This window comes from Limnoraphis robusta BA-68 BA1, assembly GCF_034932365.1.
GTDB classification, from domain to species: Bacteria; Cyanobacteriota; Cyanobacteriia; order Cyanobacteriales; family Microcoleaceae; genus Capilliphycus; species Capilliphycus robustus.
Map to the genome: position 1 here is coordinate 6,824 of NZ_JAYGHR010000025.1, position 14,143 is coordinate 20,966.

The window sequence follows — 14,143 nt, forward strand, 5'->3', positions numbered from 1 at the left end:
TTAAACCAACACCAGACATCATTTGTCCGATACCAACTCCAGAAGTCGTTAAACCAACTCCTGACATCGACTTACCGATACCAACACCAGAAGTCGTTAAACCCATTCCAGAAGCAGTTAAACCAACACCAGACATCATTTGTCCGATACCAACTCCAGAAGTCGTTAAACCAACTCCTGACATCGACTTACCGATACCAACACCAGAAGTCGTTAAACCCATTCCAGAAGCAGTTAAACCAACTCCTGACATCATTTGTCCGATGCCAACACCAGAAGTCGTTAAACCCATTCCTGAAGCAGTTAAACCAACACCAGACATCATTTGTCCGATACCAACTCCAGAAGTCGTTAAACCAACTCCCGACATCGACTTACCGATACCAACACCAGAAGTCGTTAAGCCCATTCCAGAAGCAGTTAAACCAACTCCTGACATCATTTGTCCGATGCCAACACCAGAAGTCGTTAAGCCCATTCCAGAAGCAGTTAAACCAACTCCTGACATCATTTGTCCGATACCCGCACCTGACATCACTTGTCCGATACCTGAAGTCGTTAAACCAACTCCTGACATCATTTGTCCGATGCCCGCACCTGACATCACTTGTCCGATACCTGAAGTCGTTAAACCAACTCCTGACATCGACTTACCGATGCCAACACCAGAAGTCGTTAAACCCATTCCAGAAGCAGTTAAACCAACACCAGACATCATTTGTCCGATACCCGCACCTGACATCACTTGTCCGATACCTGAAGTCGTTAAACCAACTCCTGACATCATTTGTCCGATGCCAACTCCAGAAGTCGTTAAACCCATTCCAGAAGCAGTTAAACCAACTCCTGACATGATTTGTCCGATGCCAACTCCAGAAGTCGTTAAACCCATTCCAGAAGCAGTTAAACCAACTCCTGACATGATTTGTCCGATGCCAACTCCAGAAGTCGTTAAACCCATTCCAGAAGCAGTTAAACCGACTCCTGACATGATTTGTCCGATACCCGCACCTGACATCACTTGTCCGATACCTGAAGCAGTTAAACCAACACCAGAAGTTGTTAAACCGACTCCCGAAGCAGTTAAACCAACACCAGAAGTTGTTAAACCGACTCCCGAAGCAGTTAAACCAACTCCCGAAGTTGTTAAACCGACTCCCGAAGCAGTTAAACCGACTCCCGAAGCAGTTAAGCCAATACCAGATACCCGTTCACCAATACCGGAAGCCCATTGACCAACACCTGAAGGGAAGACATAGGAACTAACAGTTTCTTCGTGTGAGGGAACTTGGTGCATTGAACCAAACAAAGAACCTGCAACCCGTTTAGCTTCTAAGTCATCTAAACCAAAAATTTCCTTGTAGAGACGATCTTCTGTATCAGTTCCTGGTTGAGTCGGAGGTGTTAGTTCTGCAAAGATTTTACCCTGTAATTCTTCATTCCAGGATACTGTAATGAATTGATCTTCAATCCACTCTGAGGGATAAATGGGCGGTATACGAATCGCCGCAGAACGAGCTAATGTCAACCAACGACCATCTGCACAACGATAGCCAATTTCTATCACATATTCGCGATCGCTAACAGGAATCGGTACATACCATTCCCGAGCGAGTTCGTCACAGGGATATTCCTGAATGCTATGAGGAGTTTGATATTCAAGGTTAATCTTTGTGACATCGTAAATTCTCAGAGCGAGTTGTTGTCCACCTTGACGGCGAAGTTCTTCCTTGTGTTCGCTTGAGACATCCCAGTAAGCATAAGCCCATTCGGGATCTCTGGCCATCAAAACAATTCGACTCAAGCCATATCCGATGGGTAAATCGATTAAACCCTCATCTACAGATGACAGAACTTCATCTATTTGTTCTCCTAAGCCGACTGAAAATTTAGCCGCTTCTACCTCCTCTTGGGATTTGAGGATTAAGGGTGATGGGTTAGACAATCCCAATCTTTGATGCTCAATTTCTTGAATAGAAGCTAAAAGTTGTGATTTCCGCATTCGACTGTAACGCGAAATTCCATATTCACTGGCAACTTTACGCAATTGTCTCAATGTCATTTCTTCTAAGGGGGGACGTTCTTTTACCATGAGTTTTATGCTCTCCACTTGTAACAACAACAGGTAGGTGTATCTGTAGCTTTTCTTTGGGATCGTGGGGATCGCTTATTTACCGAACATATTGCAGAAAATTTTTCTGGCGGTCAAGGGGGGAATTCCACAAATTATAAGTAAATGTACGGATTTATAGGCAAATCGGGGATCGTATTGTCAGGAAAACATGACATTTGAGGGAATACGGGATCAAAAAAAAGGCGGGTTTAATTGCGATCATTGTCGCTAAACCCACCCTTACAGTTATCAGTTAACAGTTATCAGCGCAAACTTGCGACCCGGCGGTTTCCGTCGGTAGCAAAGTTTGTAAGAGAGTGACCAGTTTTTACAGTTTTCAGTTATGCAGTTATCAGTTTGGTAGGGGTGATTCATGAATTAGCCTTACCAGTTATTAGGTTTTTCACTATTTTCTGTCCCCTGTCCCCTGTCACCTGTAACCTGTTCTGTGTTTATCGCACAACTCGCCAATCTTCGATCCGCCACAAATTCTGTTGTCGAACTAACTGATATCGAATCCGTAGTGTCTCGTCGCGAGAATCAAGAAGCTGATCATTTTGATAGAATCGAGTTGTCTCACTAACTTGAGCCTCAATAACCGCTTCATTTGGATTAGTGGAATCGACCTGAACATCATTGACAGTCAAACTGTGTTGGTAATTGCGATGAGAACCTTCTGATTTGATACTTTGTGCGATCGTCACCCACTGAGCGAGAGCCGGATCAGCCAAAATTTGCTGTAATGCTTCGATCTGGTGTTGTGGCCCTAACGCCGCAGCTTTTGTATCTAACCACTTTTGAACAACCTGTTGAGCAACTTCTGGAGTGAGATCCGCCGCCAAGGGGTTGATCTGCTCAGGCTGAGGAATAGTGACTGGCGGCGCGTCCAGTTTTACCATCGCTTGCTGTCCACCACTTCCAAAGGCACCTGAAATCAAATTCCAAAAAGCAGAGAGAATTAACCAGGCTAACCATAACCCCAAAATGCCAATCGCACCGAACAGGAGTAGACGACGTAGCTTGGCTGGATCAAACTTATTATTTGAGCTACGTCGCCCGGAAGTTGAACGGCGTTCAGTCGAACTCTCCTGACCTAATGATGGAGCAGATACTTTGGTTGAAGATGTACTAGCCGACGAAACAGACTCCTGGGGCTTAGAGGAGTTGCTCTGCATCGGTTCAGTCATTCTAGGGGGCATCTGACGGGACGCTTGTGACAGCTCTATTGGGTCTTGGAGCTTAGTCGAAGGTAACTCACTTTTCAACTTAGAAGAACGGGGTTCAGAGCTAGAAACCCCACTGGGAGGTGAAGTAGAGGCTTGCGCCTTGGAAGAGGTGAGTGTGATCGCGGCGGTTTTTGCTGTCGTTCCACTGGTCGAGGATGCGGTCGTTTTAACAGACTCGCTTTGAGGGCCTAACGTCGGTTTTTGAGGCGTACCCACCCCAGTACCTGAGTTGCGACGAGGTTGTACCACCACCCACTCATTCGCCGTTCCCACCTCCGTCGATAGGGATTCTAAATAAGACTGAACGTGTTCATCGGCAAAATAATCTTTCAGAGAGACTGAATGATTGACTAAATCCCGAAAATGGGGAAAAACCTCATCTTGCAGCCACCGTTCAGCGTAGAGACACAATCCCGGTAATAAATCGGGAGAATCTTTAGAATTTTCTCGAATATAGGCAATGGGTTCACGCTCTTGGCTCAATTCTAAGGCGCGACTGGCTTCTTCGGTTTGACCCAATAATAAGGAACACACCGCCTTTTCCAAATGCACATCCTGACGCCGACCCAACTGCATTAACATTAGTTTCGCTTTCCGAATCAGAGCGGGTTGTCTGTTGGCAAAGCCTTGGGCAATTTGAGCATAAACAGCCAAATAGGTGGCTACTGCCGAGGGACGACGGGCTTCTGTTTCAAAAATCGTCTGTTGTTCGGTGGTCGTCAAATAACGACGTAATTGTTGGACAAAGCGCAGAAAATCTTCAACACTCAAACCGGACTGATCATCACTGTGACCGTCAATTCCTCCGCGTTCGTGCAGCATTTCTCGCAACAGTTGCAATCCTCTGCGGCGTTCAGCAACTTGATCATCAGGCTGCTGCACTAATTCTAAAATGCGGTAGGGTCGTAGTTTGTAGAGGTCTGCTTGCATTTCCCCTCGGAGACTGGCAAACAGATTTTGTTGCAATAAAATCTCTTGACCCGTTTCCAATGATTCAGCCGCTTTTTCATACTGACCTTGTTGCCATTGTTCGCGACCTAACTCTAGGTAGGCTAGAGCGACGGTTAAAATGACATCAGGCACAATCAGTTCGGGATCACCAAAGCGACCGTCTTTGAGGCCAATACTACCATTGCTCAAATAGGGCAGACTGAGCTTGACAACCTGCTCGTATTCTCCCAAATCTTGCAACACAAGCAAACTACCCACAAAATCCTGGTCATCGATTTCAATGCTCGGCGTATGAGCATCAACGGTAGACTCGGAAGCCAAGGTTGGTGAGACTGGAGTTCGACCCGGAGAATGAGTTTTTGGATCTTGGTGATCATAGGTTTTAGCGAGAAAACCCATATCATAAGCCTGACGCTGATCCTGATCGGATAGCACCCCATACGCTTCGTCAATCAATCGCTTGCGCGATTTGATCGCCACATCTGAATACTCCCGTCGGGGAAGTTGCAGGGTGCGATCACGATGAGCCTGCTTCAACTGTTCAGCAGTAGCCTGGATTGGTAAGCCTAAGATTCGGTAATAATCAAGTGGAATACGCACGGGCGACTTCCCCAACAGCGAGCGACTGATGTAGCTATACTAGCGAAGTTTGTCTCTGATCAGGAGTGTTTTTTTCAAACACTCGGTTCAGTTTTTCCAATATCGACCAGTTCACAACGTTAATCCCTGTACTTCCGTCTTGAGTATGACCTCAGTGCTGGGGTTGTCAGTTATTTTTGCTACCCGATTAGTGTACCAGAATCTTTCTCTGTCGCGCTATGGATAATCACGGCTTAAAATAGTTTTAACGAATCAGCAGAATTCCCCCTCTTAGTTAAGTGGCTTGGGGGACTTGACTTTCGTCGCTCCGGCATCGGTCGGTTGAACTCTAAACATTCTTACACAGGTATAAGGCAATAATGGTTTCTGAACGCGAACGTACATTACCGACTTTTGAGGCTGATCACGCTACTATTACCCGAGAAGAAGGCTTAACCCTCTACGAAGATATGGTTTTGGGCCGCTTGTTTGAGGATAAATGCGCGGAGATGTACTACCGAGGCAAAATGTTCGGTTTTGTTCACCTCTACAATGGTCAAGAAGCGGTCTCGAGTGGCATTATTAAAGCCATGCGCCAGGATGAAGATTTTGTGTGCAGTACCTACCGCGATCATGTTCATGCCTTGAGTGCTGGGGTTCCAGCCCGAGAAGTGATGGCTGAGTTGTTTGGTAAAGAAACGGGATGTTCTAAAGGTCGTGGCGGTTCGATGCACATGTTCTCTGGCCCACACAGACTTCTGGGTGGTTTTGCTTTTGTGGCTGAGGGAATTCCGGTGGCGACGGGGGCGGCGTTTCAAACGAAGTATCGCCGGGAAGCCCTCGGTGATGAAAGTGCAGATCAAGTTACCGCTTGTTTCTTTGGGGATGGGGCTTGCAATAATGGCCAGTTCTACGAATGTCTGAATATGGCAACCCTTTGGAAATTACCGATTCTTTTTGTCGTCGAAAATAATAAATGGGCGATTGGGATGGCCCACGAACGGGCGACTTCTGATCCCGAAATTTATAAAAAAGGCCCGGCGTTTGGGATGCCGGGATATGAAGTAGACGGGATGGATGTTTTAGCGGTTCATACTTTGGCGAAAGAAGCGGTGGCCCGCGCCCGTGCAGGTGAAGGCCCGACGTTAATTGAAGCCCTCACCTATCGTTTCCGAGGTCATTCTCTGGCTGATCCCGATGAACTGCGAGATCAGGAAGAAAAAGAGTTCTGGTTTTCTCGTGATCCGATTAAAAAGTTAGCTCATCATCTGACTGAACATCAGTTAGTTGAAGCTGAAGAATTAAAAGAAATCGACCATAAAATACAAGCGGTTGTTAATGATTCGGTCGAATTTGCTGAAAAGAGTGCTGAACCTGATCCGAGTGAACTTTATCGTTTTGTGTTTGCCGAAGATCAATAAATTCAAAATTGAATAAAACTTACCACAAAGACACGAAGGCACAGAGGTTTTTACTTTGTATGAGTGTCTTCGTGTTTTTTCTATAGCAGAGAAAGAGTTGATTAGGACACTGTTTTTCTGTCAAATCCTTTTATGATAAAGGTTTCAATTCTGTCTCCAGTCTCGGTGTCTCCTGACTTCTGCTATATCTTTTACCCAATTCCCTAGAATAATCTGATCATTGTTTGCCTTCTAAGTCTAACAAAAAGCCTAAATCACCAGCACAATCATTGATGATTTTCTCTCAGATTACAGGATTTTGAGTGTAAAAACGAGCCGAAGTGGGACTATTCTTAACGGGTAGAGAGACAATGAGAAACAACTCTTTAGGAACAGTCGTAAATTTTTCCACTTTTGATGCAATTGACCCCACAATCAGATAAGATAGACCTAGCCTCAAAAGTGACGAGATAGCGAGCGCCAATCCTAACCGTTTAACGGGGAATCAAGTTTCGCCAATCTGATGAGCTAAATCACTCAAGTCTTCTCAATCAAAAACCGATGAAAGCCCAAATTTACGATCGCATTGAAACTTTAGTTGATATTCACGAAAAATTTAGCAAGCGCTTGATTCCCAAGGGAACAATTGGCACCGTTACAGAATATTATGAACGCCCCAAAGAAGGCTATGGCGTTGATTTAAAGATTAAAGATGAAGCTGCATTCGGAGGCTTTGATTATGAGAATGTATTGCTTTATCCCGAACAATTTAAAGTGATCAGCAAAACCGCAGAAGAAGAACATTTAAAAACAGTTTATCAGGATATTGATTATAAAGTTCTTGAAATTACACCGGATGATCCGCAATTTATTTCCCAATCTAAACAATCTCAGGTAGACTTGTAAAGAAAGGCTGCGATCGCAACGGGGACTCCGGTAGCAAGTTGCACTTTTATTTGATGCTCAAAGCTTCCGGATTTTTGAGATGACAGAGAGAAAAAGCCTACTCAGAACCCTGTCAAACCAAAAATAATCAACCAGGAGTTACTATGAATTGGACAAGGCGTACATACATCGTTTTGTTTATCTGGGCGATGTTAATGGGGCTTGCACTTCATCACGCTTTAACTCGTCCCCAGGAGTTCAGTCTGCGAGTTCTGCACACGAATGATCATCATGCTCACCTAGAAGCAGTTGAAGTCGGCGATACTAATCTTGGCGGAATTGCTCAACGCAAAACCTTAATTGATTCGCTTCGGAGTGAGGATAAAGCCCCCACATTGTTATTAGATGCGGGGGATATTTTTCAAGGAACTTTGTATTTCAATAAATATTTGGGTGAAGCGGATTTACCCTTTTACAATGAGTTGAATTATGCCGCCGTTGCCATTGGAAACCATGAATTTGATAAGGGTCAACAAGTTCTTGCAGACTTTATCAAACAAGCTCAATTTCCAATGGTATCTGCTAATATTGAGGTGGCATCAGATTCCCCTTTGTCGGGTTTAATTAAACCTTGGATTGTGGAAGATATTCAAGGTCAAAAAATCGGGATTCTCGGCTTAACAACTGAAGAAACAGCCCTGTTATCGAGTCCGGGAGAGGGTGTTGTTTTCATCGATAAAGTAGAAGCGGCGAAAAAAGCCGTTGCAGCGTTACAAAAACAGGGCGTGAATAAAATTATTGCCCTCACCCATTTGGGCTTTTCTAACGACCTAGAATTAGCCCGTCAAGTCGATGGAATTGATATTATTATCGGCGGACATTCTCACACCCCTTTAGGCAATATGCCAGGAGCAACTGAACCCTATCCAGTAGTTGAAAAAACTCCAAATGGAGACACTGTTTTGTTCGTTACCGATTGGGAATGGGGGAAATATTTAGGGGATTTACAGGTGAGTTTTGATAGCAAGGGTCGTTTAATTGATTGGCAAGGTTCACCTCATGCTGTTGATGATAATATTAAACCCGACGAAACCTTTATTGGTCAACTGGATGAATTCAAAAAACCCCTTGATGAATTACGTCAACAAGTCATCGGAAAAACAACTGTAAAACTAGATGGCGATCGCGCGAATATTCGCACCCAAGAAACGAATTTAGGGAATTTAATTGCGGATGCCATTTTGACGAAAATGAGCGTTGATAACGCAGAAATTGCGATTGTTAATGGAGGAGGAATTCGAGCCAGTATTCCCGCAGGTGAAGTCACAGTCGGTCAAGTTTTAGAAGTGTTACCCTTTGGAAATACGGTGACTCGACTTGATTTAACCGGAAGCCAAATTAAACAAGCCTTAGAACATGGCGTGAGTCGAGTTGAACAAGGAGACGGATGCTTCCCTCATGTTTCTGGAATTCGGTTAAGTTGGAATTCTAAAGCGCCTGCGGGTTCTCGAATTGTTTCAGTACAAATTCGCGATCAAAAAGGCAATGAAAAACCTCTCGATCTCAATGCAACCTATCGGGTTGTCACGAATGATTTTATGATGGGTGGAGGGGATGGTTACGATATTTTTAAAGAGGGTGAAAATCAAGTTGATACGGGATATTTACTCTCCGATGTTGTGATTGATTATATTCGCAATCAATCCCCTTTAAATCTCAATGCTGAAAACCGAATTATGCAGAAAAACGCATTATCTTAAATAGTTCGGCAATCGACTGAAAACTAATTATTATTGGGGGTCTAAATTTAGACCTCTATTTTTATGGATTATTACAGGCGGGGTCTAACTGAAATGCTCGTTCAGTTAAACCAACTCCAGTTTCAAGGGTACTGAGTTGAATGCCATCTCCCATACAAACTATTGTACTATAAAAGCCACATCCCCCACTGGAACTAATCTGCCGATAGATGGGGTTTTTATAACCAAATATGACTTCAAACAACTTCTGAGTATCATCAGAGTATATCCCTGTAAAATCGGGAAAATCGGGAGAAAATTGATATAATATATAAGTAGCTTGGTTATCTTGAAACGTAATTTCAAACCGGATACCGGGATGACGATCAAAAGGATATTTAACCACAAAATCGTTATTTCTGACTTCTTCTTGAAGGGGATGACCAAAATATTCAGCGATCTTCTCTGGAGATTCACCAAATATCTGCCGTTTTTTCCGTGTTTCGGGAACATCAATCACAATATACTGACGGGGAACAGCATCAATTTTTAGCGCCCGACACAACAACGTTGCCACCTCTCCCCGTGTGGAATTTTGATTCGGGTTTAGTTGTCGAATTTTGGGAAAATTGAGTATAATAGCCCGTTTAGTTGCCGCAGCTACTACCCCTCTGGCATAGTTAGGAATGTTTCCAGCATCTTCAAAATTTCGATTTAAAATTGCCATCGGTTCAGCTTCAGACTGAATGTAGAGGGCAGAGACTAAAACGGCGATCGCTTGAACTCTCGGAATGGGTTGTTCGGGGCGAAAAGTGCCATCGGGATATCCGCTAAAAAACTGCTTTTTTGTTGCGGTTTGGATACTTTCAAAAGCCCAATGGCTTTGGGGAACATCTGAAAAGGAGATCGGTTCTCGTACTGCCTTCGCCTGGGGAAACGCCCCACACATTAGGGAGGCAAACTCCGCCCGAGTTAGAGAAGCTTGAGGACGAAACCTGCCATCAGGATAGCCACGAACAAGCGATCGCTCTTTTAAAGCTAGAATACTCGATTTCGCCCAGTGATTTTCAATATCTGAAAACATTTTATTAGGGAATAGGGAACAGTAATCAGTGAACAGTGACCAGTTACCAGTGACCAGTGAAGACAGTTTACAGTGACCAGTTAGCAGTTATCAGGGAATAGGGAATAGGGAATAGGGAACAGTGGTAAAGACTGATATTTAAACAACGCGATAAATAAAATTAAATGTCGCCCAAGCATTAATATCTAAAGCTAAAGAATCGGTCGAAATTCCAGCCCGTTCAACGCCAAGCTGACTGGCTTTGTTTAAATCCTCTAATATCGCTTCCGCCACATCTAGGGGATTCGATAACATCCGAAACTTCGTATTACCTTCTCCAGACTTATTTGTTTGATCAATGACTTTCAGGGTTTGAGTGAAAGGATAGTGACTCAAAATCAAATAGGTTTCCGCCAATCCCGTCGGCCCCCGTACTATTTCTCCTAACATTTCCGTTGATGCAGTATCTGTATAGGAAGGGGTGGGAGGCAGACTGAGAATTTTACCCGGAACAACCCGTTGCTGTCGAGATTCAGTTGTGGAATTCTCATCGGTTTCCGACTCATCAAGCAAGAGATCAAGAAGGTAAGCTTGTCCGCGAGTGTTGAGATGAAACCAGATAAAATACAAGGGCAAATTGCCGTTATTTTGCAACTGATATTGCAGACGACTCCCGACAGGAACCGAGACAATACCCTGACTGACAGAAGGCGTGAGGGTAGGGGATGCAGAAGGCGGTGAACTGTCTTTGGCTTCGGTGGGAATAGGATTTTCTTCTGCCTGTTTTTGAGGGGTTTCTCGGCTGATTAAAACCTTGGCTTGAGGGGAGAGTAAAGCTAAAGTTGCCCGAGTTTTCATCAAGGAAGATTGATCATTGAGCGTCAGACTCAGGAGTTTAACCGCCAGTCGAGTTCTCAGTTGAGGAACGAGTCGCTGTACCGCGATTTTCACGGCTTCTCCCCCTTCTCCAATACTCTCAGGTAACACAGCTTGACCCATTGAGAATAAACCGTAGCGACCTTGAAACAAAGAAGGTAAGGGAGCCGAGGGACTCTGAGCAATCGTTGTGTCTCGCACCCGCCCTAGAATATAATCGCTAGATTGTTCAGGGGTGACAACAGAGACGTGAGGAATCCCTGAGAAAGCGCTGGTGGCATCTACCCGTTCAATTCGAGCCAGTTTAGGGTCTAAGGCAACTTTCAAATTGATTTGGCGAGGCAGGACACGAATCGATTCTTGAACGCGCTGTCCGACTAAAATCTCGGGTACAACGGAGGAATTGACCCCACCTATACTTCGCAGGGTTGCTTTAGCTGTTAAACCCATTCGAGAACGAATCACCAGTTGAGTCAGGATGGCGCTAGTCTGTGATTGAGAGTCCGGTACAACGGTGTAAAGAGAGTTGGCTTCGTAATAGTCTAAAATCGATGCGGGTAGACCGCTCAGGAGTAATTTAGCTGTTTTACCATTCTCTTCGATCGCTTTGATTACACCGTCTGCGGGTTGATCTTGAGAGAATAGACGATTGAGTGTTAGCCGATGTTCGGATGGCAATTCTGTAGCTGAGTTGAGTTCTTGATAAAATTGAGGCTGTTGAGCAGCACCCATCGTTTGTTCGACTGTACCTGCCACTTGAATTAAACACGATTGTAGGCGATCGCTGGGAAATGCAGACCATAGGGTTTGGGTGAGGGTATGGGTAAACAGTCCTGCACTCCAGTTCTCCCGATTCATCTCAACAGCAACTTGTGAGGGTTTGGTTGCACTGAGAACAATACCGGGAAATTGATTGGGACGGCGTTTTTCGAGTTGTTCTCGGTCAAGATTGAGTTGAGATAGTAGTTGCTCTTGAAAGGCGAGTTCAGCTTGAGAGAGTTGGGAAATGTTGGGACTTCCACTGGAACGAATCCGAAAAGCACCTTGTTGACTGACACCCGGATAAACATAGCTGGTATCGAGTACCGTGATCACTTGATGAGTTGGTAGCGATCGCAGTAGTAACCAGAGGGTATCCTCTAACAAGTCATTAATCTCGCCATTTTCCTGAGCCGAAGGGGAACCATCAATTGGCACCAAGGCATTCTGACTCGTTGAGGAATGATTACTAGAGTTGAAATGAGGAATCGAACTGCCATAGCCACTAAAATGAAAAACAACAACATCCCCGGGTTTTGCCTGTTGGCTGAGATGAGTCAGGAAAGTATTTTCAATATTTTCGCGGGTGGCTTCGAGATTACTGAGCGTGATAATATCTGAATCTTGGAAACCAAAGCGACGAGTCAAGAGTTCTCGTTGCAATTCCACATCTGTAACGCACCCTCGCAACGGCTCAAAACCGCTACTCCCGCCTGGATATTGATTGATTCCCACCAGCAATGCTAACTTCCGCCGAGTGGGTTGGGCGAGGGCTTGGTAGTAGCGATCGCTCATCAGCCACCACTGTGTTTCACTAATTCCCAGTGCAGTTAGTAATAGACTAGCCCGTTGCAAAAATTCCCGTCGTTTTAGTCCCATTCTCTCTCCCTGACATCCTACCCTGCTGCTGAAAACTTCTCACTTTTTTCGCTTTATTCAATACCATACTAAGGCGAGGAGGCTCAAAGATTGTTCCTTGGGGTTTCCTCTGGTCGCTTGTTAATAAGATTGGTTTTCCTGGTGCGTAAAGTTGGCAAATGTTCGATTTGCTTTCCTCTAGGCTACCGCTATCTGTTTTTTTATGCTGTGATGCTTGATAACCCATCTTAGATCGGTTGCTCTGTGATTGGGTTTGCTTATTTTATATAATATTTTACCAGTTCTCAACGCCATTCAAGCTCAATTGATCATCCCCCTAATCCTTGATGCACCCTGACACAGCAAAAGGATAACACTGAGGTTGATTCTCAGCCAATGGGGAGATTTCCAATCAGTAAGGGGATTAAGGGGAGTTCTGTTGAACTCAAAAGCGCTGCATCTGAGTCTGAGTAACAGACTTAAGCCTGCATGGCTTTGATCAACTCCGCCGCGACTTCAGGACGAGAAAACTCCGGAGGGGGCAGTTCACCCCGACGCAACATTTCCCGCACCTTGGTACCCGAGAGGTGAATCCGTTGTTCAGGGGTACTCGGACTGGTTTTACTGGTTGCCATACCGCCACTGAGGGTACAGTAGAAGGCGTGTTCAAACTTCATCGGTACAATACCCAACTCCGAGGTTTCAAACTCATCGAAAATATGTTGAGCATCATAGGTGCCATAATAGTCACCCACACCCGCATGATCTCGACCGACAATGAAGTGAGTACAACCGTAGTTTTTCCGCACAATTGCATGGAAAATCGCTTCCCGTGGGCCTGCATAGCGCATGGCTGCGGGATTGATTGCCAAAATCACTCGTTCTTTGGGATAATACTTGTCCATCAAAATTTCATAGCACCGCATCCGCACATCGGCTGGAATATCATCGGATTTGGTTGCTCCCACGAGCGGATGTAGAAACAGGCCATCAACGGTTTCTAAGGCACATTTCTGGATGTATTCGTGGGCGCGGTGGATGGGGTTACGGGTTTGGAAACCAACAATGGTTTTCCAGCCTCTTTCCCAAAATAAAGCCCGAGATACAGCAGGATCGAGCTGATATTGGGGGAATAGAGGATGATCATCTCGCTGAAGTAACCAAACCGGGCCTGCTAAATTGATCGGCCCTTGTTCATAGACGACTTTAACACCTGGGTGCTTTTCATCGGTTGTCCGATAGACGTTGAGGGCTTCTTTTTCTTTGTTGTAGGTGTATTTTTGGGTGAGTTTGAGTACACCGACAAACTTGCCAGAAGGAGAGTCTAAACGAACTAAGTTTCCTTCGAGTAAGGGAGTAGCGACTTCTTCGCTAACGGATAAGGTAATCGGAATTGCCCAAGGCAAACCGTTACTCAGGCGCATCTGAGAGACAACGGTTTCGTAGTCTGCCTGTTCCATGAAGCCGCTCAGAGGACTAAATCCACCGATAGCAATCATTTCTAAATCAGACAGCGATCGCTCATCAAGCTGAACTCGGGGCAGGAAGTCTGCTTTTTCGATAAATTCCTGCCGTTGCTCTGGGGAGGCAATGCGGTTAATCAGTTCTCCGCCGTGGGGAGCAATTGCGTCTTTCTGCTGACTCAAGGGAACCTCTCTAGGTGAACGACAAGTTGTGAAAATTATTAAGTTTTT

General features: G+C 45.0%; 8 protein-coding genes. 3 read left to right on the forward strand and 5 right to left on the reverse strand.

Annotation, left to right across the window (positions count from 1 at the left end; all coding sequences use genetic code 11):
- Together VB836_RS11065 and VB836_RS11070 are read right to left on the reverse strand one after the other, a co-directional pair.
- Window positions 1-2,092: DUF4912 domain-containing protein (locus tag VB836_RS11065; protein ID WP_323219392.1), on the reverse strand; the 2,092-nt coding region annotated here is incomplete at its 3' end.
- Window positions 2,093-2,565: 473 nt separating this feature from the next.
- Window positions 2,566-4,890: an IMS domain-containing protein gene (locus VB836_RS11070; protein WP_323219393.1), complete on the reverse strand. Its 2,325-nt coding sequence runs from the start codon at window positions 4,888-4,890 to the stop codon at window positions 2,566-2,568.
- Window positions 4,891-5,249: 359 nt separating this feature from the next.
- Between VB836_RS11070 and pdhA the strand changes: the two genes are divergently transcribed.
- From pdhA to VB836_RS11085, 3 genes are all read left to right on the forward strand, one after another.
- A complete protein-coding gene (gene pdhA / locus VB836_RS11075) occupies window positions 5,250-6,290 on the forward strand; it encodes a pyruvate dehydrogenase (acetyl-transferring) E1 component subunit alpha (protein WP_046281162.1) in 1,041 nt (346 codons plus the stop codon).
- Window positions 6,291-6,830: 540 nt separating this feature from the next.
- Window positions 6,831-7,175, forward strand: coding sequence for a DUF4926 domain-containing protein (locus VB836_RS11080; protein WP_323219394.1), 345 nt, complete (start codon window positions 6,831-6,833; stop codon window positions 7,173-7,175).
- A gap of 143 nt (window positions 7,176-7,318) precedes the next feature.
- A complete protein-coding gene (locus VB836_RS11085; protein ID WP_323219395.1) occupies window positions 7,319-8,914 on the forward strand; it encodes a bifunctional metallophosphatase/5'-nucleotidase in 1,596 nt (531 codons plus the stop codon).
- A 61-nt stretch (window positions 8,915-8,975) separates the two neighbouring features.
- Here VB836_RS11085 and VB836_RS11090 read toward each other — a convergent pair whose 3' ends face one another.
- From VB836_RS11090 to sat, 3 genes are all read right to left on the reverse strand, one after another.
- On the reverse strand, window positions 8,976-9,977 hold the full coding sequence (locus VB836_RS11090) for an S-layer homology domain-containing protein (protein ID WP_323219396.1): 1,002 nt from the start codon (window positions 9,975-9,977) through the stop codon (window positions 8,976-8,978).
- Window positions 9,978-10,115: 138 nt separating this feature from the next.
- Window positions 10,116-12,470 carry a caspase family protein gene (locus tag VB836_RS11095; RefSeq protein WP_323219397.1) on the reverse strand — a complete coding sequence of 785 codons (2,355 nt, stop codon included), beginning with the start codon at window positions 12,468-12,470 and terminating at the stop codon, window positions 10,116-10,118.
- 458 nt (window positions 12,471-12,928) lie between these two features.
- Window positions 12,929-14,095: a sulfate adenylyltransferase gene (sat, locus tag VB836_RS11100; RefSeq protein ID WP_046281166.1), complete on the reverse strand. Its 1,167-nt coding sequence runs from the start codon at window positions 14,093-14,095 to the stop codon at window positions 12,929-12,931.
- Window positions 14,096-14,143 lie beyond the last annotated feature (48 nt).

Excerpts from the sequence above, each read along its gene's own strand:
- VB836_RS11085 (WP_323219395.1), top strand. The coding sequence starts at position 7,319 with ATGAATTGGACAAGGCGTACATACATCGTTTTGTTTATCTGGGCGATG.
- VB836_RS11090 (WP_323219396.1), bottom strand. The coding sequence starts at position 9,977 with ATGTTTTCAGATATTGAAAATCACTGGGCGAAATCGAGTATTCTAGCT.
- pdhA (WP_046281162.1), top strand. The coding sequence starts at position 5,250 with ATGGTTTCTGAACGCGAACGTACATTACCGACTTTTGAGGCTGATCAC.
- VB836_RS11080 (WP_323219394.1), top strand. The coding sequence starts at position 6,831 with ATGAAAGCCCAAATTTACGATCGCATTGAAACTTTAGTTGATATTCAC.
- VB836_RS11095 (WP_323219397.1), bottom strand. The coding sequence starts at position 12,470 with ATGGGACTAAAACGACGGGAATTTTTGCAACGGGCTAGTCTATTACTA.